This window comes from uncultured Cetobacterium sp. (assembly GCF_945952365.1).
Lineage (GTDB): Bacteria > Fusobacteriota > Fusobacteriia > Fusobacteriales > Fusobacteriaceae > Cetobacterium_A.
In genome coordinates this window covers 42,938-62,056 of record NZ_CAMFHX010000009.1, presented here as the reverse complement: position 1 = coordinate 62,056, position 19,119 = coordinate 42,938, and the positions used below count along the sequence as shown (strand labels likewise).

Sequence of the window (19,119 nt, the reverse complement as noted above, 5' to 3'; positions counted from 1 at the left end):
TTTAGTCTATTAAAATATTTATTCTATTATTTAAAGAATTATTTTCTAACATATTAGTTATATTTAATTTCTTTGTAATCTTTAAAGCTGTATAGTAATCCTCTTTGTTATATTCAATAACTGATTTATCTAAATTTTTAGACTCCTCTTTTAAAGATAGATTTCTATATCCAGAAGCTTCTAAATCTTTCAATACTGATTTTGCTGCTGCTGAAGTTCCTTTTATTTCTATTTTAAAATCTATATCTTTTTCTCTTCCAAGAACTAAAACAACACTTGCAAGTGTTGGCATTCCTGTATCCTCTTTGATTTTAAAATATTTTTCATTTACATTAGCTAAAACATTTTCAATATTTTCTTTACTAATTTCATTTATTTCAATTAAGCTATACTCTGTATTTTTTTCATAGTTTGCTGCAGTGTATGTTAAAGATAGCTTATTTTTTAAGTTTTCACCAGTTTTTCTAGCATATCCTCCAACACCGTTTGCATTTAATATATCCACAACTAAATTTGTAGAACCTTTTAAATCTCCACCATATAAATCCGAAAATAGTGATTGTGTTCCTGAAGTTAAAATATATTTTTTATTATCAATTACCATCTCAGGAATATTTCTAGCATTTTTTACATTTAAAGCTATATCGCTATATCTCACAACTTTATAGTTTTCAACTTTTTCAGGTAAAAAATTGTTTATAGAATCAATAACCATTTTATAGTTTTTAGAATCTACCAATTTTTTTATAGTTGTTTCTTTATCTACTTGAACATCGTAAGGTATTTTTACAGCTAGTTTATCCTCATATACAACTATAATATTATTTTTTCCAATAATTGCATATCTATCCCAATTCTCTAAATTTTTCTCTCCTCTATTTAGATTATATGTTAAAAATACACCTAGCATACCAATAACTATAAGGGCTAATAAAAGCCCTCCTAGTGTTTTTCCAGTTTTTGTTTTCTTTTTTTGTCTATTAAGATTTTTTTCCCTTCTCATCTGCGATTAGTAACTCCTTTTCTAAATTTGAAATATTTACCTTTACTAATTCATTTACATTTGATGTCGCTTCTACTGTTTTCACTCTTAAATAGTTTTGACTGTATCCATATGAGCATCCGTCTTCTTTAATCTCTTCTACTAAAACTTCTAACTCTTTTCCTAAATATTTCTCTCTTCTTTCTTTAGCCATCTCTTTTCTTAAGCCTTCTAAAATTTCTGCTCTTTTCTTCTTTACGTTCGTATCTATTTTGTCTGTAAACGTGTTTGCTAAAGTTTTTTCTCTATCAGAATATTGGAAAACATGTAGATCTGAGAACCCGATTCCTTTTATAACATCATAAGTATTTTGGAACATCTCATCTGTTTCCCCTGGGAATCCTACAATTACATCAGCTGTATACTCCATATTCTCTACGTTATCTCTTAATTTTGACAATCTCTCTACGATAAGTTCAGCACCGTAGTTTCTTCTCATTCTTTCTAGAACCGTATTGTCACAAGATTGTAAAGAGATATGTAAATGTGGCATCAATTTTTTATTCTCTCTCATAATTTCAATAAATCTATCTGAGATTTTATCTGGATACATCGATCCAATTCTAACTCTTTCAACACCATCTTGTTTCACAACTGCTTCTAATAAAGTCTCTAAATTTATATCTGAATCTAAATCTTCACCATAAGCTCCTAGATTGATTCCAATTATTATAAACTCTTTGAATCCCTCTTTTGTTAAAACTTCTACTTCTTTTAAGATACTATCTAAAGAACGTGATCTACTTTTTCCTCTTCCAAAAGGTATTTTACAATATGAACAGAAATTATTACATCCATCTTGAATTTTTATATAAGCTCTCGACATCTCTCTTAAAGTTGCAAACTCATACTCTTCATATTTTCTTTCTTCAAAGATATTTTCTGTTAAGATTTTTGATTTTTTATTTTCAATATCTTGAATAAAATCTACCAATCCACTTTTGTTACTATTTCCTACAACGAAATCTATCTCTTCTATCTCTAATAACTCTTTCGAATTAGTTTGAGCATAGCATCCTGTAACAATAACAACAGAATCTGGATTCATTTTTTTAGCTCTTCTCAAAACATTTCTTGTCTTTTTATCAGCAACACTTGTCACTGTACAAGAGTTTACAATATAGATATCAGATTTGTTTTCAAACTCCTCTTCTTCATATCCAATTTTTATTAACTGATTTTTTATACTTTCACTTTCATACTGGTTAACCTTACATCCTAATGTGTAAAAGGCAACTTTTTTTGTATTAATACTCATTTACTAATATTCCTCCTACTATAATTGAGGCAGTTTCAGCTCTTAATATTCTCTTCCCCAAAGATACAGGTGTTACACCTTTTTCTTTCAAGAACTCTATCTCCTCGTTTTCAAATCCCCCCTCTGGACCAACTATATATAAAACCTTTTTAGGCTTGTTTTCAACTTTATTCAATATATTCCTTAAAGAGTTCTCATCTTCACACTCGTAAGGAACAACAGCTAAATCATAATCATCTATATTTAAATCAGATAACTTTCTTGGCTCTTGAATTTGAACTAATTTTACAGCTTGGCACTGTTTTGTAGCTTCTTTTACAATCAAATCCCATTTATCTTTTTTCTCTGTAATCTTTGCAACTCCTCTTTTAGTTAAAAGTGGAATTATTCTAGTTACTCCTATCTCTGTTAACTTTTGAATTGTTAAATCCATTTTATCATTTTTTAGAATTCCTATTGCCGCATCTATTTCTACTGAAGATGAGAATCTATCCTCATTTTTCTCTATAACTTTTGCTTCAATAACTTTCTTTTCTATCGATAAAACTTCACAGATATACTCATACTCTCCATCTACTGCTCTTATTATCTCTCCAACTTTTATTCTAAAAGCATTTTTCAAATGATTAATATCATTTTTATCAACAATCTCTATTATATCATTTGCTATATTTTCATTAGATATTATAACACTTATCATTATAAACTCCTATATCATATCCTTATTTTTTATTAACTCTGCTAAAGTTGTTCCCTCTAGAATCTTTGTCATCGCTATATCTAGTTTGCTCCAGATACAAGTTGTTGAACACTCATCATCAACACATGAACAATTCTTACTTTTATTATTTTCATTACAATCAATAACTTTTACTTCTTCATCTAAAATTTTATATAATTCATGCAGTGTTATATCCTCTGGTTCCATAGAAAGTTTATATCCTCCATTTGGGCCCCTTTTACCTTGAATTATACTCGCATTTTTTAGCTTAAATAAAATCTGCTCTAAATATTGAACAGAAATATCCTCTGATTCAGAAATCTCTTTTATACGAGCTAAATTTCCTTTTTGAGAAGCTTCTGCTATATACACCAATGCTTTTACACCATATCTAACTTTTGTACTTATTTTCATCCTCATTACTCCTTTATCTCAAAATGATTATAAGCTTTCTCAGTAACCATTCTACCACGACTAGTTCTTTTTATATAACCAATTTTAACCAAATAAGGCTCATAAACTTCCTCGATAGTTCTTCTATCCTCACCAAGCATTAAAGCTAGCGTTTCAATACCGACAGGACCTCCTCCATAATTATCAATTATAGATTTAATTATATCTCTATCCAACTCATCTAGTCCTTGTTTATCAACACCTAAAATATTTAAAGCTTTAACAGTACTATTAAAATCTACTATACCATTTCCTTTTATTTCACAGTAATCTCTCACTCTTTTTAAAAGCCTATTTGCAATTCTTGGAGTCCCTCTACTTCTCAAAGCAATCTCTTTTGCTCCATCTTCCTCTACCTTAACTCCTAAAAGAGCTCCACCTCTTTTTACAATCCCTTCTAACTCTTGCTCTTTATAGTAATCCATTCTATGAACTACTCCAAATCTATCTCTAAGGGGTGAGCTCAATAATCCAGCTCTAGTTGTCGCTCCAATTAAAGTAAATGGTGGTAACTCTATTCTTATTGATCTTGCAGACGGGCCTTTTCCGATTATTATATCTAACTCACCATCTTCCATAGCTGGATATAATATCTCTTCAACCGAAGTGTTCAAACGGTGTATCTCATCTATAAACAATATATCATTCTCTTCTAAAGATGTTAAAATAGCTGCTAAATCTCCAGCCTTATCAAGTATTGGTCCAGAAGTTATTTTTAAATTAACTCCCATTTCAGTTGCAATCACTCCTGCTAATGTAGTTTTACCAAGACCTGGTGGTCCATATAAAAGAACGTGATCTATACATCCGCCTCTTCTTTTAGCTGCTTCTATAAAAATTTCCATCTTCTCTTTTAAAGACTCTTGACCTATATATTCGACTAAACGTTTTGGTCTTAAACTTTTTTGAACTTCACCCTCATGATCTAACTCTTCATTAGAAACTACTCTATTCATTTTTTCTCCTTAAATCAATACTGTTATAAAGAATTGAGCTACTCCTATAAGGCCTCCTAAAATAGCTCCTACTACTTCTATGTGCTTCAACTCTTTCTTAGCTAAAGAGAATATTATTCTCTCTAACTCTTCTAAAGAAAATGCATCTACTTTCTCAACTATAATCTCTTTAAAATTAACATTCTTTTCTAAAGTTTCAAATAGCATTCCTATAATTTGGTCTTTATTTTCCATTATAGAATTTTTTATTATCTCTTTTATTTTGTTTAACGTAGACTCATTTAAAAACATAGCTAACATTGGAAATTTGGTTGTAATTTCCGTTGCTAATTTTTTCTCTAAAATGTCATCTATAACTTTCTCCATTGCAACTTCTATATTAGCATTACTTAATCTTTCTGTTATATCAGCCATTGAAATCAGTTCATTTTGAATTGTCTCTGCTAAACTCAATCCTATTTCATGTTTTCTTTTTGGAATCAACCCTTGAATTTTAAAAATTCCTAAATTTATCTCTTTGTATGGTCTAAATAACATTTTTATCGCAATATAGTTTGTAACCCATCCAATCATGGATCCAATAACAATTAAAAGTACCGCTTTTATTAACATTTTACCACCTTTTCAATTCCTTATCAGTTTTATAAATTATTATTTATTATACCATTTTATATTTATATATCCAATACATTTTTTGCTGTTTCCAGCCTCCTCCAAAAGATGTTTTTTTATTTTTTTTCTTGTATTATTTTTGATTTGTGTTATAATAACTCAAAATAATTTAATGAGGAGGAAAAAGTGAAACAAAAAATAGTTTTTAATACAAATGCATATTACTACTATTATTTAACCTAGGATTGGTATTTTTGTTTCATGACAAATACGAATCCATTTTGTGTTACTTTAATAGTAGTAAGTGGATTTGTTACATAGACCTGTTTATTTCAGCCTGTGGTAAGTCCACAGGCTTTTTTGTTTTTTATATTAAAATTTTAGGAGGAGATATTATGTTTATTTTAGAAAGTGTTGTTAATTTTTTAAATTCTATCCTTTGGGGTAAAAATCTATTAGTAGTTTTACTTATTTTTTCAGGAGTATTTTTTACTTTTAAAACAAACTTTGTTCAACTACGTTTCTTAAAACATATGGTAGTTTTACTGACTACGAAATCAAATAACAATTCAGAAAATTTATCACCGTTTCAAGCATTTTGTATAAGTACAGCTACAAGAGTTGGAGCTGGAAATTTAGCGGGTGTTGTTAGTGCTATATCTATAGGTGGTGCTGGTGCTGTATTTTGGATGTGGGTTGTTGCATTCTTAGGCTCTGCTACTGCTTTTGTTGAAACTACTCTAGCTATGATATTTAGAGAAAAGGATAAAAATGGACAATTTTTCGGAGGACCTTGCTTCTTTTTAAAAAACGGTTTAGGAAAAAAGTCTTGGGGAGTAGCTTTTGTAATAACTGGTATAATCTGTTGGGCTGGTGTTCTTCAAGTGGTTTCAAACTCTGTTACTGAATCTTTCAATGTGGCATTTAATTTAAGTCCTTTAGTTATTTCAGCTGTTTTAACTTCAATGGCAGCTATTATTATCTTTGGTAAAACAGATAAAACAGCAAAAGTTTTAGATAAAGTAGTTCCTGTGATGGCTGTTTTATACTTAGGAATTGTATTCTTTATAATCGTAAAAAATATAACTCTTCTGCCTTCTGTTTTTTCTCAAATTATTTCTGAGGCCTTTGGAATCAGACAAGGAATTGGAGGAACTATTGGAGCTGTTATTATGCAAGGAGTTAAAAGAGGGTTATTCTCAAATGAAGCTGGAACTGGAAGTGCTCCTTGTGCTGCTGCAAGTGCTAATGTTTCTCATCCTGTAGAACAAGGATTAATTCAAAGTCTTGGTGTATTTGTTGATACTTTTGTAATCTGTACAGCAACAGCACTTGTTATGCTTCTAACAGACTCTTCTGCAGTAGCAGGTTTGGGTGGAATGGAACTTTTACAAAAATCTTTTAATTTCCATTTAGGTTCAACATTTGGTGAGATTTTTGTAGCTATTATTCTTTTCCTTTTCTGTTTCTCAACTCTTTTAGGAATCTGCTTCTACGGAAAAGTTAATGTTAAATTCCTAACTGATAAAGAGTGGGGACAAACAACATTCAAAATTTTTGCTCTTAGTATGATATTTATTGGTGGAATTCAACAAAATCTATTTATGTGGAATCTTGCTGATTTAGGTTTAGCTCTTATGACAATTATAAATCTATCTGGCGTTTTCCCACTTTCACAAATTGCTTTTAACTCTCTAAAAGAGTACCAAAGTAGATTCAAACCTGTGGAAGCGTAAAACAAAATAGCAATAAAAAAATAGAGGTTTTGAAAGACCTCTATTTTTTCATCATTGTAACTTTTCCCCGCCCTGATCTTTTAGACTCATAGAGTGCTTTATCTGCGAAATTAAAGTTTGTTATTATACTTTTATCATATCTCAAATTTATAAGTCCAATACTAGAAGATAAAATATGTTCACCTATTTTAATCTTTTTTATCTCTTTATTTATATTTTGACAAATTTCCAAATCATCCAACTCACTCTCTATTAAAAATGCAAATTCATCTCCACCAATTCTATATATATATTTTAACCCTGAGTTTTTTATAACTTTTGCAACACTTTTTAAAGCTATATCTCCTTGATTATGCCCTTGTTGATTATTTATCTCTCTTAAGTAATCTAAATCTAAAAGTGCCATACTATATTTTTTTGTTTTCTCTTCGAATATCTTTCTTATCTTTTTATCATAAGCATGTCTATTTCCTACACCTGTTAAGCTGTCTAAATAAGCTTTTTTCATCTCTTTTCTTTCATAAGTTATATCTCTTATAATACAAACTAAAATTGACTGCTCTTCTGTATCCAATCTTTGTTTTGTAACTTTGAAATATCGACCATTTATCTTTTCTTCTATTATAAACTTACCAGTTTCCCAAGTTTTTTTATCTCCTTTTTCCCACTCTTTTATCAATGTTTGTGAAAATAAATCATGATCTGTTTTTCCTATTAAATCAATTTTCTTAACTCCTATGTATTCACAAAAAGATTTATTTCCGTAAATATATTTACCTGAAATATCTTTATAGAAAATATAATCACCTAAATTATCTAACATCTCATCGAATATTCTTTTATTAGAAATAAAAACCTCATTCACTGTTTTTAACTTAAAAAATTCAACCGTTATATAACGTTCATTATTGTAATGTAAATTTTTTATCTCTATGCTCATTGATATTTTTTCAATTTTTTCATTTATAAGAGCATCATACTCTATATTTTCTATATAAATATTTTTTATTTCGCCTCTTAAAACTTTTTTGATATTATTTTTTATATTACAACTTTTACACTTTTCTGTTTCTAAACATCTTTTTTTCTCTAAGCTTTGATGAATACATTCAAAAAATTCACCACATCTTTTCCCTGGAGTGTGGTTATATATTTTTCGAAGTATTTTATTTGTATAACAGACTTCAAAGTCTTTATTAAGTATCATTATTCCATTTCTATGCTCATCTAAAATTTTCTCAAACATTATATTTTCCACCTCTTAAAAAAATAAGGAGAAAAACTCTGTTTTTCTCCTTAATCAATTTTACTTTGCGTACTCAACAGCTCTAGTTTCTCTTAAAATAGTAACTTTTATCTGTCCTGGGTATTGCATTGTTTCTTCTATTCTCTTTGCAATGTCTCTAGCCATTTTTGTAGCTGCATCATCTGATACAACTTCTGGATTGATTATTATTCTTATCTCTCTTCCAGCTTGAATTGCATATGAAGATTCTACTCCATCAAATGAAGTTGCAATCTCTTCTAATCCTTCTAGTCTCTTTAAGTAAGTTGATAATGTTTCTCTTCTAGCTCCAGGTCTAGATGCTGATATAGCATCAGATGCTTGAACTAAGATAGCTTCTACTGTTTCAAACTCCACTTCATTATGGTGAGCCATAACAGCGTTTATTACTGCTGGTTTCTCTCCAAACTTCTTTAAGAACTCTCCACCTATTATTGCATGTGAAGCTTCTATATCATGATCTAAAACTTTTCCTACATCATGTAAAAGTCCAGCTCTTTTTGCTAACTTTGTATCTGCTCCTAACTCTGCAGCTAAGTTGGCAGCTAATTTAGCAACCTCTATTGAATGTGTTAAAACGTTTTGTCCGTAACTTGTTCTATACTTTAACTTTCCTAGAGTTTTTATTATTTCCATATGCATTCCTGGAATTCCTAACTCTAATAAAGCTTGCTCTCCAGCTTCAACGATATCTTTATCAATCTCTTTTCTAGATTTATTTACAACCTCTTCAATTTTACCAGGATGTATTCTTCCATCGTTTATTAACTTTTCAATTGCTCTTCTTGCAACCTCTCTTTTTACACCATCAAAACTTGATAGTACTACAGCTTCTGGAGTATCATCAATTATTATATCTACTCCTGTTAAAGCCTCTATTGTTCTTATATTTCTTCCTTCTCTTCCGATGATTCTACCTTTCATCTCATCATTTGGTAAGTTTACAACAGATACTGTCGCATCTGCAACGAACTCAGATGAAGCTTTTCCAATAGCTGTCGATAAAACTCTTTTTGAAAGTCTATCTTTCTCATCTTCTAATTTATTTTCGAACTCTCTTATTGCTAAAGCTGTCTCATGTACTAAATCATCTTTTAATTTAGAGATTAGCATATCCTTAGCTTCATTTTTTGTCATTTCAGAGATTTTCTCTAAAGTTTCCTCTTGAACTTTTTTCAGATCCTCTATTTCGCCTCTTTTATTCTCTAAAGCTGCATTAACTTCTTCTAACTCTACTGCTCTACTTTCAACTTTTTCTATTTTAGCTTCTAAAGTTTCCTCTTTCTTAGCTAATCTAGACTCTTTTTGTAATAGCTCATTTTTTGCAATTTTTATCTCTTTTTCAGCGTCCTCTTTCATTTGGTAAACTGTTTCTTTCGCTTTTAACTCTATCTCTTTACTCTTAGCTAAAGATTCTTTTTCAGCTCTTTCTAAGATATCTTTTGCTTTTATTTTAGCTTTTAACTTCTCATCTTCTAAGTTATTAAGCTCCTCTATTTTTTTATCTATAGTAGATTTTTTATACATAATACTGAATATTATTGCAAAACCAACTATAGCTAATCCAACTCCTAATATTAAGTTCATTAGTCTCTCCTTTTTTTGTAAATATTATCTATAACTAGCTATTGCTTCCTCTTCTGTTGTGTAAATATCAAATAGTTCATCTAATCCTATCATTTCAAATATAGTTTTAATATGATCGTTTAATCCAACTAATTTTATATCTCCGCCTAAGTCTCTTACAACTCTTAATTTCCCTCTTAAAATTCCCATTGCTAAACTGTTGATATGAACTAAATCCGCAAAATCTATAACAAATTTATTTATATCAAGCTCTATTTGCTTAGCTATTCTTTCCTTTAATTTTGGAGCAACTAATGCGTCTAACTCTCCGCAAACTTTTATCACTCTTATATCTTCCACTGTTTTTTCAATTATTTCAAAATTTGTAGTCATGTTAAATCTCCTCCTTAACTCTCTTCTCAACTTTTATTTTTGTTCCATTGATTTTCTTTTCAACTTTAAAATTATCTGCCATAGCTTTCGCTAAGAAAAGTCCCATTCCGCCTTCATCTTTACTAATTTTAGACTCATCAAATCCAACACCATTATCTTCTACTACTAGATGAATAACGTCATTATTTTTTTGAAGTTCTATAATTATATCACCAGTTTTATACTCATAGCCATGCTCTATAACATTTGTAGCTAGCTCATCAACAATAGATAATATTTTCATAACATCTTTTTGCTCTACTTTTTGATGCTCTAAATATGTTTTCGTCATAGCTCTAATGATAGAAAGATTCTTTAAAGAGGATGGAACATACAGCTTTATTTCATTCTGCATTTTTTCACCTTCTCTCTGTAAATTTGGTTATTCTCCAATCACCATTTAAATATTTATACTCTACATTAAAATAAAAGATCTCTTCACCAAACCCTAAACCAATTATATTTTCACCTTGATTTTTTGTAATCTCTGGTTTTGTAAAGTAGAGCTTAACTGCTGATAAGTCATATTCTGATAACTTGTTGATTGCATACCTCTCTTTTAATGAGACATCCATGCTTTCCTTTAGACTTCTCAAATTGTTTAGTTTTAAATCTTTTTGAATTAGCTCTAACTTAGATGTCAACTTATCATCAATATTTAAAAAATTTTGGTCTTTTGTCTTGTCTAAACTTGAACAAGAAGCAGTCAAAATAATTAAAAATATAACATAAATTTTCTTTATCATTCAACACTTCCTTTTAAAGCTTTTCTGTACAATGATACCATACGAATACTTTTTTATCAAGACTATTATTTTGGTTATTTTTAGCTAATTACAGGCAAGTTAAGGGTTTATAAGGAATTAAATTTTTGTAAAATATCTGAAAAAATTTCATCTTCGGACATTTTATCCAAATCATACCAAATATAGTCATGATCATTTTTAAACCATGTGAATTGTCTCTTAGCATAATTCCTAGAATTTTTTCTAATTAAATCAGTTGCTTCCTCTAAAGTAATCTCTTCATTTAAGTAAGAAATTATCTCTGAATAACCAATTATATTTATTTTTTTTAGATTATCACCATATTTCTCATAAAGCGATTTTACCTCTTCTAACAATCCATTTTTCATCATTATATCTACTCTTAAATTTATTCTTTCGTAAAGATAATCTCTATCTCTTTCTAAAGCAACTTTTAAGAATTTACAGTTATTTCCTTTTATATTTCTTTTCGATAGTACTGAAAACTTTTCTCCTGTTTGATAAAAAACTTCTACAGCTCTCTCCACTCTTCTTTTATTATTTGGATGAATACTCTCTGCACTTTCAGGATCCACTTCTTTTAATATTTCGAAAAGTTTCTCTCCTTCCTCTTTCATAAGTTTCTCTCTTATAACTGGATCACTTTCAGGTAAAGCTGAAAGACCTCTAACAACAGAATCAATATAAAGACCTGTTCCACCAACTAAAAGTACATTTTTCTCACCTAAAGAGTTCAATACTTCATCACCTTTTCTTTGATAATCTCCAACACTATATTTTTTTATAGGTTCAACTATATCTAACATATGATGAACAACCCCATCCATTTCATCCTTAGAAATTTTAGCTGTTCCTACATCCATACCTATATATACTTGAGCTGAATCAGCAGATAGAATCTCCGCATTCAAAGCTTTAGCTAGTTTTATTGATAACTCCGTTTTACCTACCCCTGTAGGTCCGGCTATTACTATTCCTTTCAAAATTTCCACCTCTTTTTTTTTAATAAAAAAGCTGAACCTAATGGCTCAGCTCAAATAAACAACTCATTACTCAACAAATTCAAATTCTGTATCAGCAATTCTTACTGTATCTCCGTCTTCTACTCCAGCATCTCTTAAAGCGTCTTCTAATCCTAAAGTTCTAAGCATATGTAAGAATGTAATTACTGACTCTTCATCATGAGTTATGATATACTTAGCTAATACTCCATCAACTATTGATCCATCAACAACGAATACTCCCTCTTCGTCTTGAACAACAGAGAACGGTTGTTTTTGAACTTTATTAGCTCTTAATACATCTATAATATTAGCTTCTTCTTCTAACTCTTCTCTTGGTGTTTCTTGTAATACATGCCAAGTTTTATTTAAAACCTCTTTTAATCCATCACCTAAAATAACAGATACTGGGAACACTTCGTTTCCATGAGATTCTACATATTTTTTAAACTCTTCATATTTTTCCATATCCCAAATTAAATCCATCTTATTAGCTAAAACAATTTGTTTTTTTGTAGCTAATTTTTCACTGAATTTTGTTAACTCATTATTTATTCTGTCATAATCTTCGATTGGGTCTCTTCCTTCAATTCCTGCAACATCTACTATATGATATATTATTTTACATCTTTCAATATGTTTTAAGAATTTATCTCCTAAACCGATACCTTCGTGAGCTCCCTCTATTAATCCAGGGATATCAGCTACAACGAATGATCTTTCCTCTCCAAGTCTTACTACACCTAATTTAGGTTCTAATGTAGTGAAGTGATAGTTTCCTACTTTAGACTTTGCTGAAGAGATTTTATTTATTAAACTTGATTTTCCTACTGACGGATATCCAACTAAAGCCACATCAGCTAAAAGTTTTAATTCTAACTTAACTCTTAGTTCTGCTCCCTCTTTACCTTTTCCTGCCATTGTAGGTGTTCTTCTAACAGAGTTTTTAAAGTTTGTATTACCTAAACCTCCTCTTCCTCCTCTTAAAAGAACTCTCTCCTCTCCTAAATTATTCATATCTAGAAGTAGCTTTCCTGTTTCAACATCTCTTACTTGAGTTCCAACTGGAACTTTTATAACTAAGCTCTCTCCAAACTTTCCAAACATATTTTTCTTAGCACCGTTTTCACCGTTACCTGCTTGGAATAACTTTTTGTATTTGAAGTCTATTAAAGTATTGATGTTAGAATCAGCGATGAATACTAAATCTCCACCTCTTCCTCCATCTCCACCGTCTGGACCTCCAAACTGAATACACTTTTCTCTTCTAAAAGTAGCGGCTCCATCTCCACCGTTACCTGCTTTTACCGTTATTACTACCTCATCTATAAACACAGTTTATCTCCTCCAAATATATTTCATATCTATAATATAAATTCTAATTCATTTCAACTCGTTAATTCTTATATTCTACACCTTTTTCTGATATTTTGCAATTAATTTTCCCATGTTTTTGTCACTTAATATTTTTGATGTTTTGTGTTAAAATTAGGTTATATATTTTATTTTTTGGGAGGATTTTTATGAATAGTTTTGGTACTCTTTTTAGAGTTCACATTTACGGGGAATCTCATGGCTCTGGAGTTGGAGTTTTAATAGATGGTATCCCTGCTGGTATAAAACTTTGTATAGATGATTTTATTGTAGATCTTTCCAAAAGAAAATCTGGTAAAGTTGGAACAACACCAAGAAAAGAAGCGGATATGCCAAACTTAATATCTGGAGTTTTTAATGGATTTACAACTGGAGCGCCAATAAATATTTTCTTTGAAAATAGCAATACAGATTCTAAAGTTTATTCTGACTTTAAGTCTCATCCTAGACCAGGACATGCTGATTTTGCTGCAACTCAAAAATACTCTGGATTCAATGATATCAGAGGTGGAGGACATTTTTCAGGTAGATTGACTCTTGGACTTGTTGCTGCTGGAGTAGTTGCTAAAAAAATATTAAGTGAAAGTTCATTTAATACAGAGATTGAAACTGTTGGAACTTTATATAAAAATGAGTTTGAAGAGAAGTTAGAAAGTTATCTTATTGAAACTGGATCATCTGGAGATTCTTTGGGTGGAACAATCTCTTTAGCTGTGAAAAATCTTCCTATCGGTCTTGGTGAACCTTTCTTTGGGTCGGTTGAATCGGTTTTGGCCTCTATGATTTTCTCTATTCCAGGTGTAAAAGGATTAGAGTTTGGAGCTGGCTTTAAAGGGTGCGAGCTTTTAGGAAGTCAATTCAACGATAATTTTATAAACTCTGATGGAGAAACCGAGTCTAATAATAATGGTGGAATCAATGGTGGAATTACAAATGGAAATGATCTTCTTTTAAAGATTGCAGTAAAACCTACCTCTAGTATCTTCAAAACTCAAGATACATTTAATTTTAAAGAGAACTCTATTCTTCCATTGAAAATAAACGGAAGGCACGATGTTGCATTTCTTTTAAGAGTTCCTATAGTTTTAGAAAATGCTGCGGCTATCGCATTAGCGGATTTATATTTGCAACACAAAAAATAATTTTAATTAAGGAGGATTTTTAATGTCAAAAAGAGTTGATTATATTGATTGGGATGAATATTTTATGGGAGTTGCTATTCTTTCAGCAAAGCGTAGTAAAGACCCTGGAACACAAGTTGGAGCTTGTATTGTAACTCCTGATAAAAGAATAGTTGGGGTTGGATACAATGGTTTTCCAGCTGGATGTTCTGATGATGAGTTTCCTTGGGATAGAGATGGTGACTTTTTAAATAGCAAATACGCTTACGTTTGTCATGCTGAACTTAATGCGATTTTAAATAGTACTAAAACTTTAAAGGGCTGTACTATCTATGTTGATCTATTCCCTTGTAACGAATGTGCTAAAAGTATAATACAAAGTGGAATAGCTGAAATCGTATATCTTTCTGATAAATATAAAGATACAGATTCAAACACTGCTTCTAAAAAACTTTTAAATGCTGCTAATGTTAAACTTAGACAATTAGAACCTAAGTTTGATGAACTTGTTTTAAATTTTAAAACAAACGATTAGGAGGTAAAAAATGGCGACTGTTTTAACTAGATTAGAGGAGTGGATTAATTCAATGACTCACTATTTTGGAGCTATTTTAGCTCTGATTGGAACTGGTGCTCTATTGGTTCACTCTCTTAAAAGTGGAAATATTGGATATGTTATTGGTTCTATGGTATTTTGTTTCTCACTAATTTTACTTTATACCATGTCTGGCACATATCATATTCTTTACGTTGGAAACTTAAAAAAATTCTTTAAAATACTAGATCATTCTGCTATATATGTTTTAATCTCTGGGTCGTATACACCATACCTTTTAGGGGTTTTTGATGGTAGAACGAAATGGACACTTTTCTTTATTCAATGGGGAATGACCTTAGCTGGAATAATTTTCAAACTGTTTTTCGTAGGTAGATTTAAAGTTATTTCTACTTTAATCTATCTTTTCATGGGTTGGATGGTAATGTTTGTATTTAAAGATTTAAAAGCTTTAGTTACACCACTTTCTTTAAAGCTTTTAATTTGGGGTGGAATCAGTTACTCAGTTGGAACTATTTTTTATCTAATGAAAAATAGAAAATTTGCTCATGGAGTTTGGCATCTTTTTGTTTTAGCAGGAAGTGTTTTCAACTACTTCTCAGTCTATTTTTTACTATAACATTTTACAGGGGGAGATATTTTGCAAGATTTAAGTTCAAAATTTGAAAAACAAAGTACCTTGATGACTATTTTAAAATTCAGTATTCCTTCATCTTTAGGAGCTATAATAGGAATGCTTTGTGTTTTAACAGATCGATATTTCATCGGTCAAGTAGCAGGAAGAGAGGGCATGGCAGCAGTTGCCCTCGTTTTCCCTTACGCTATGATTATCAATAGTTTTAATTTTGCTTTTTCTGGGATTGCTATAATAATTGGAGTAAAGCTTGGAGCAAAAGACAAAGAGAGTGCTGAAAAAGTTTTATGCACAGGGTTTTTATGGATATTTATAGTTGGAATTCTTTTAAGTTTATTTCTTTTCACATTTAATATTCCTATTTTAAAAATTTTAGGTGCTAGTCAAAGTAATATGTCATCAGCTATTCAATATACAAATTTCTTAATTCCTATAGCTACTTTCCAAATTCTTTTAGGACAAAGTACTTTAATTAGAGGAATTGGGGATTCTGTTACAGCGATGGGAGTAAATATTTTTACTGGTCTTTTCAATGTTATTTTAGATTATATTTTTATTATTAAACTTGATATGGGAATTGGAGGAGCTGCTCTTGCAACACTTATAGCAACAGCTTTAAGTGCAACATATGTTCTAATCTACTTCATGAAATCAAATGTTGTTTCATTCAAAAGAAAAAATATATCTTTAAATCCAAAGATACTTATGGAGATTTTTAAAATTGGAAGCCCTCGATTCTTCAATCAACTTTTACAATCCTCAGTTATTACTGTAACAAATAGAGAAGCTGGAATATATGGTGGAGATATTGCCACTGCAGCTATCGGAATAATCTCTATCTGTAGAAGTGTTATAAACACTAGCTTACAAGGCTTCAATCAAGGAACAGCAGCTATAATATCATATACATTCGGGTCTAGAAACTATAAAAGAGTTCGAGAGGTTTTAAAAATTCAAATTTTAACTGTTTTAAGTGTTTCCACTTTATTGATTCTGTTGATGATGATCTATACTGAAAGTGTTGTTAGGTTCTTTATTAAAAACGACCCGACTCTTGTTGACTTCACTGTTTCAGCAATGAGATTAAATCTATTTTTAATGCCATTTACAGCTCTATTTTTAGCTTGTAATAACTTTTTCCAATCTATAAAAGAAAGTGCTCTTGCTACAAGATTTTTCTTAATTAGAATTCTCGTTTTAAATATTCCGTTAGTTTATATCTTAGGATATTTCTTTAAAGAGATTGGAGTTTGGTTAGCTTTCCCTATAGCTGACACATCTATTGCTATTGCTATGTTTTATCTAACTGTAAAAAAAATGAGAAAGATGAATAATGAGAATTGAGTTTAAAACATATTTGTGGTATAATACTACTACAATTGAATAAATGGGGATGCAAAGGTTTCGACAGGGTTGTGAGGTTATAAGTAGCAGGCCAGGTTGACCGCTGTGAGAGGTCAACTCATCGTTTAGATGGAAACAATAATTACGCTTTAGCTGCATAATGTCAGCTCACCTCTGAACATTCTCTTCTGTAGGAGCGTTCAATCAAGGTGTCACTTAAATACAGATTACCCTAAGTAATTTCTCTAAGCTATAGGGGACATTTTAGAGGATAGCTTTAGTTAGCCCTGTTTGCGGGAGTAACTATTGCGAATCTAAATAGCAAACTAAGCTTGTAGAAGCTTATGGCGCTTGCAATTTTGGACACGGGTTCGATTCCCGTCATCTCCACCAATGAACATATCAACTAAGATTTAGTTGTTGAGATAAAAAAGCCCACATTAAGTAAAAACTTGATGTGGGCTTTTTATTTTACTCTAAAGGTATCCCTTTATTTTCTTCGTAACTATCGGTTAAAATTTTTATTCCTTTTATTTTACTCTCGTCAGATATAAGTGGTAAAACTGTTGGATTACTTGGATATTTTTTCCCATTGAATTTCATCTCTACCATACCGGGTTCAGCTCCCCCTCCTGATACAGAAAGTATGATATCCTTCCAACCTTTTGTTTTTTTATCACTGATAACTATCGGTATTCTAAGCTGACTAAATTTAGAGATAGTATCATATCCCTCACTTCTCTCTTTCAAAACCAAACCAGAGTCGCCACCACTTCCACCTATCATTGGTCCATATGCATAAACTATAACCTCGTTTTTTCCATCTCCATTCAAGTCAACTCTATTATACATATAGTTAACTTTATCTTCTCCACGTTTTAAATCAAACTCTCTTATTAGAGACTCTTCAATTTTTCGATCTCTAACACTCTCTGATTTTAAACTTTTCATCTCACTTCCAAATAAGTTCATACCAATCGCTGCCGTCAAAAATAATAAGCTAATTTTTTTCATCTAACGCCACCATCCTTATATTTTAAGAAAAGAGCGCACCAAATATTGGTACGCCCCCTTATAATTTAAACTCTATATTACTCTAACTAAGAACCCTTTTAAATACTCAGTTTCAGGTACTGCCACTGATATCGGGTGACATGGACTTTGGTGCAGTTGATTAACGATTATCGCTTTCACTCCTGCATCTTTCACTGCAAACGCCAATGCCATTCTTAAATCAGCACTTGTTACAGCTCCACTACAACTATAGATAGATAAGAATCCACCTTTTTTTGTTAGCTTCAATCCATTTAAAATTATATCCTTGTAAGCTTTTAATGCTTTATCTAAATCTCTTCTATTCGGAGCTAATTTCGGAGGATCTAAATTAACTAAATCCCATTGACGCCCCTCTTTCACTAAGTCTCTTAAAACATTGAAGATATTTCCTTTTATAAACTCAACATTTTCATAAGCCTCTAAGTTTTTTCTAGCTACATTTAAAACATCCTCACTCACATCTATTAAAGTTGATGAGTTAGCACCGTTTACCATTGCATGAAGAGAGAATCCTCCTGTATAACTACATACATCTAAGAAATCCTTTCCTTTTGAAAGATTTCCCATTAAAACTCTATTATCTCTTTGATCTGAATAGAACCCAGTCTTTTGCCCTTTTAAATCTATTGTAAACTTAGCTTTTCCTTCGTAGATTTCAATCTCATCTGGAACCTCACCAAAAAGTACTCCTGAAACTTCTGGAAGCCCTTCTAACTTTCTTCCATCCCCTTCACTCTTTTCATATATTCCTTTTACATTAGGAATCTCTTTTTTCAAAGCTTCCACTAAAAGATTTTTATCTCTCTCCATTCCAAGAGTTGAAGCTTGAACTACTAAGTAGTCACCAAAACGATCCACTATAACTCCAGGTAAAGAATCAGATTCACTATGAATAAGTCTATAACCATTACTATCTATAGATATCATCTCTCTTAAAGTAAATGCTTCTCTCACTTTTTCACAATACCAATTTAAGTCTATCTTTTTATCGATATTTTTTTCAAGCATACGAACCATTATTTTTGAGTTCTTATTGTAGTGTCCATATCCTATAAACTCTTTTTTCGAGTTATATACCTCTATAACAGATCCACCCTCTGGTTTTCCCTCTATCTTTTCTACAGCTCCAGAGTACATCCATGGATGACCACTATACCATAATCTTTCTCTATCCTTTTTTATAAAAATTTTACTCAATTTCTCAC

General features: G+C 30.8%; 20 protein-coding genes and 1 other RNA gene. 6 read left to right on the top strand and 15 right to left on the bottom strand.

Translation table 11 applies throughout. From position 1 onward, the window contains the following. Position 1: 1 nt before the first annotated feature. From Q0O83_RS04730 to Q0O83_RS04705, 6 genes are read right to left on the bottom strand one after another with little or no spacing between them, the layout of a single operon-like run. Positions 2-1,003, bottom strand: coding sequence for a LytR family transcriptional regulator (locus Q0O83_RS04730; protein ID WP_294094593.1), 1,002 nt, complete (start codon positions 1,001-1,003; stop codon positions 2-4). Then, the gene (gene mtaB / locus Q0O83_RS04725; protein ID WP_294094592.1) at positions 981-2,300 is read right to left on the bottom strand and encodes a tRNA (N(6)-L-threonylcarbamoyladenosine(37)-C(2))-methylthiotransferase MtaB; all 1,320 of its coding nucleotides are present in this window, start codon (positions 2,298-2,300) and stop codon (positions 981-983) included. The genes Q0O83_RS04730 and mtaB overlap by 23 nt, the downstream gene beginning before the upstream one ends. Then, the gene (locus tag Q0O83_RS04720) at positions 2,290-3,000 is read right to left on the bottom strand and encodes a 16S rRNA (uracil(1498)-N(3))-methyltransferase (RefSeq protein ID WP_294094590.1); all 711 of its coding nucleotides are present in this window, start codon (positions 2,998-3,000) and stop codon (positions 2,290-2,292) included. Before Q0O83_RS04720 ends, mtaB begins: the two co-directional genes overlap by 11 nt. Before the next feature lie 9 nt (positions 3,001-3,009). Further along, positions 3,010-3,435, bottom strand: coding sequence for an Rrf2 family transcriptional regulator (locus tag Q0O83_RS04715; protein WP_294094588.1), 426 nt, complete (start codon positions 3,433-3,435; stop codon positions 3,010-3,012). 5 nt (positions 3,436-3,440) lie between these two features. Then, positions 3,441-4,430, bottom strand: coding sequence for a Holliday junction branch migration DNA helicase RuvB (gene ruvB / locus Q0O83_RS04710; RefSeq protein WP_294094586.1), 990 nt, complete (start codon positions 4,428-4,430; stop codon positions 3,441-3,443). A gap of 9 nt (positions 4,431-4,439) precedes the next feature. Beyond that, positions 4,440-5,042 carry a DUF445 family protein gene (locus tag Q0O83_RS04705; RefSeq protein ID WP_294094584.1) on the bottom strand — a complete coding sequence of 201 codons (603 nt, stop codon included), beginning with the start codon at positions 5,040-5,042 and terminating at the stop codon, positions 4,440-4,442. Between the two features lie 395 nt (positions 5,043-5,437). Between Q0O83_RS04705 and Q0O83_RS04700 the strand changes: the two genes are divergently transcribed. Beyond that, entirely contained in the window at positions 5,438-6,778 is a 1,341-nt protein-coding gene (locus tag Q0O83_RS04700) for an alanine/glycine:cation symporter family protein (RefSeq protein WP_294094583.1), read from the top strand. Between the two features lie 40 nt (positions 6,779-6,818). Here Q0O83_RS04700 and Q0O83_RS04695 read toward each other — a convergent pair whose 3' ends face one another. The 7 genes from Q0O83_RS04695 to obgE form a co-directional block, all read right to left on the bottom strand. Beyond that, on the bottom strand, positions 6,819-8,024 hold the full coding sequence (locus Q0O83_RS04695) for a GGDEF domain-containing protein (RefSeq protein WP_294094581.1): 1,206 nt from the start codon (positions 8,022-8,024) through the stop codon (positions 6,819-6,821). A gap of 60 nt (positions 8,025-8,084) precedes the next feature. Further along, positions 8,085-9,650, bottom strand: a complete 1,566-nt coding sequence (gene rny / locus Q0O83_RS04690) for a ribonuclease Y (protein WP_294094579.1) — start codon at positions 9,648-9,650, stop codon at positions 8,085-8,087. A gap of 24 nt (positions 9,651-9,674) precedes the next feature. Beyond that, on the bottom strand, positions 9,675-10,022 hold the full coding sequence (locus Q0O83_RS04685; RefSeq protein WP_294094577.1) for an STAS domain-containing protein: 348 nt from the start codon (positions 10,020-10,022) through the stop codon (positions 9,675-9,677). 1 nt (position 10,023) lies between these two features. Next, the gene (locus Q0O83_RS04680; protein ID WP_294094575.1) at positions 10,024-10,416 is read right to left on the bottom strand and encodes an ATP-binding protein; all 393 of its coding nucleotides are present in this window, start codon (positions 10,414-10,416) and stop codon (positions 10,024-10,026) included. 4 nt (positions 10,417-10,420) lie between these two features. After that, a complete protein-coding gene (locus Q0O83_RS04675; RefSeq protein WP_294094572.1) occupies positions 10,421-10,807 on the bottom strand; it encodes a hypothetical protein in 387 nt (128 codons plus the stop codon). Between the two features lie 107 nt (positions 10,808-10,914). Beyond that, positions 10,915-11,820: a tRNA (adenosine(37)-N6)-dimethylallyltransferase MiaA gene (gene miaA / locus Q0O83_RS04670; protein ID WP_294094571.1), complete on the bottom strand. Its 906-nt coding sequence runs from the start codon at positions 11,818-11,820 to the stop codon at positions 10,915-10,917. A 57-nt stretch (positions 11,821-11,877) separates the two neighbouring features. Beyond that, positions 11,878-13,164 carry a GTPase ObgE gene (gene obgE / locus Q0O83_RS04665; RefSeq protein WP_294094569.1) on the bottom strand — a complete coding sequence of 429 codons (1,287 nt, stop codon included), beginning with the start codon at positions 13,162-13,164 and terminating at the stop codon, positions 11,878-11,880. Between the two features lie 188 nt (positions 13,165-13,352). Here obgE and Q0O83_RS04660 point away from each other — a divergent pair, with 188 nt between their 5' ends. From Q0O83_RS04660 to ssrA, 5 genes are all read left to right on the top strand, one after another. Further along, positions 13,353-14,345, top strand: coding sequence for a chorismate synthase (locus Q0O83_RS04660; protein ID WP_294094568.1), 993 nt, complete (start codon positions 13,353-13,355; stop codon positions 14,343-14,345). Between the two features lie 22 nt (positions 14,346-14,367). Then, positions 14,368-14,859 (top strand): cytidine/deoxycytidylate deaminase family protein, encoded by a 492-nt coding sequence (locus tag Q0O83_RS04655; protein ID WP_294094566.1) that lies wholly within the window; start codon positions 14,368-14,370, stop codon positions 14,857-14,859. A 10-nt stretch (positions 14,860-14,869) separates the two neighbouring features. Further along, positions 14,870-15,499: a hemolysin III family protein gene (locus Q0O83_RS04650; RefSeq protein WP_294094564.1), complete on the top strand. Its 630-nt coding sequence runs from the start codon at positions 14,870-14,872 to the stop codon at positions 15,497-15,499. A gap of 21 nt (positions 15,500-15,520) precedes the next feature. After that, on the top strand, positions 15,521-16,858 hold the full coding sequence (locus Q0O83_RS04645) for an MATE family efflux transporter (RefSeq protein ID WP_294094562.1): 1,338 nt from the start codon (positions 15,521-15,523) through the stop codon (positions 16,856-16,858). A 45-nt stretch (positions 16,859-16,903) separates the two neighbouring features. Beyond that, positions 16,904-17,251, top strand: a transfer-messenger RNA (tmRNA) gene (gene ssrA, locus Q0O83_RS04640). 78 nt (positions 17,252-17,329) lie between these two features. Here ssrA and Q0O83_RS04635 read toward each other — a convergent pair. Both Q0O83_RS04635 and Q0O83_RS04630 read right to left on the bottom strand, forming a co-directional pair. Further along, positions 17,330-17,872, bottom strand: a complete 543-nt coding sequence (locus tag Q0O83_RS04635; RefSeq protein ID WP_294094561.1) for a hypothetical protein — start codon at positions 17,870-17,872, stop codon at positions 17,330-17,332. A 72-nt stretch (positions 17,873-17,944) separates the two neighbouring features. Further along, entirely contained in the window at positions 17,945-19,111 is a 1,167-nt protein-coding gene (locus Q0O83_RS04630) for a class I SAM-dependent rRNA methyltransferase (RefSeq protein WP_294094559.1), read from the bottom strand. Between the last annotated feature and the right edge of the window lie 8 nt (positions 19,112-19,119).

Bases quoted from the DNA above. Each gene is read 5' to 3' on its own strand.
- Q0O83_RS04635 (WP_294094561.1), bottom strand. From the start codon at position 17,872: ATGAAAAAAATTAGCTTATTATTTTTGACGGCAGCGATTGGTATGAAC.
- Q0O83_RS04660 (WP_294094568.1), top strand. From the start codon at position 13,353: ATGAATAGTTTTGGTACTCTTTTTAGAGTTCACATTTACGGGGAATCT.
- mtaB (WP_294094592.1), bottom strand. From the start codon at position 2,300: ATGAGTATTAATACAAAAAAAGTTGCCTTTTACACATTAGGATGTAAG.
- rny (WP_294094579.1), bottom strand. From the start codon at position 9,650: ATGAACTTAATATTAGGAGTTGGATTAGCTATAGTTGGTTTTGCAATA.
- Q0O83_RS04650 (WP_294094564.1), top strand. From the start codon at position 14,870: ATGGCGACTGTTTTAACTAGATTAGAGGAGTGGATTAATTCAATGACT.
- Q0O83_RS04655 (WP_294094566.1), top strand. From the start codon at position 14,368: ATGTCAAAAAGAGTTGATTATATTGATTGGGATGAATATTTTATGGGA.
- Q0O83_RS04705 (WP_294094584.1), bottom strand. From the start codon at position 5,042: ATGTTAATAAAAGCGGTACTTTTAATTGTTATTGGATCCATGATTGGA.
- Q0O83_RS04685 (WP_294094577.1), bottom strand. From the start codon at position 10,022: ATGACTACAAATTTTGAAATAATTGAAAAAACAGTGGAAGATATAAGA.
- Q0O83_RS04715 (WP_294094588.1), bottom strand. From the start codon at position 3,435: ATGAAAATAAGTACAAAAGTTAGATATGGTGTAAAAGCATTGGTGTAT.
- Q0O83_RS04680 (WP_294094575.1), bottom strand. From the start codon at position 10,416: ATGCAGAATGAAATAAAGCTGTATGTTCCATCCTCTTTAAAGAATCTT.
- Q0O83_RS04720 (WP_294094590.1), bottom strand. From the start codon at position 3,000: ATGATAAGTGTTATAATATCTAATGAAAATATAGCAAATGATATAATA.
- Q0O83_RS04730 (WP_294094593.1), bottom strand. From the start codon at position 1,003: ATGAGAAGGGAAAAAAATCTTAATAGACAAAAAAAGAAAACAAAAACT.
- ruvB (WP_294094586.1), bottom strand. From the start codon at position 4,430: ATGAATAGAGTAGTTTCTAATGAAGAGTTAGATCATGAGGGTGAAGTT.
- Q0O83_RS04700 (WP_294094583.1), top strand. From the start codon at position 5,438: ATGTTTATTTTAGAAAGTGTTGTTAATTTTTTAAATTCTATCCTTTGG.
- Q0O83_RS04695 (WP_294094581.1), bottom strand. From the start codon at position 8,024: ATGTTTGAGAAAATTTTAGATGAGCATAGAAATGGAATAATGATACTT.
- Q0O83_RS04675 (WP_294094572.1), bottom strand. From the start codon at position 10,807: ATGATAAAGAAAATTTATGTTATATTTTTAATTATTTTGACTGCTTCT.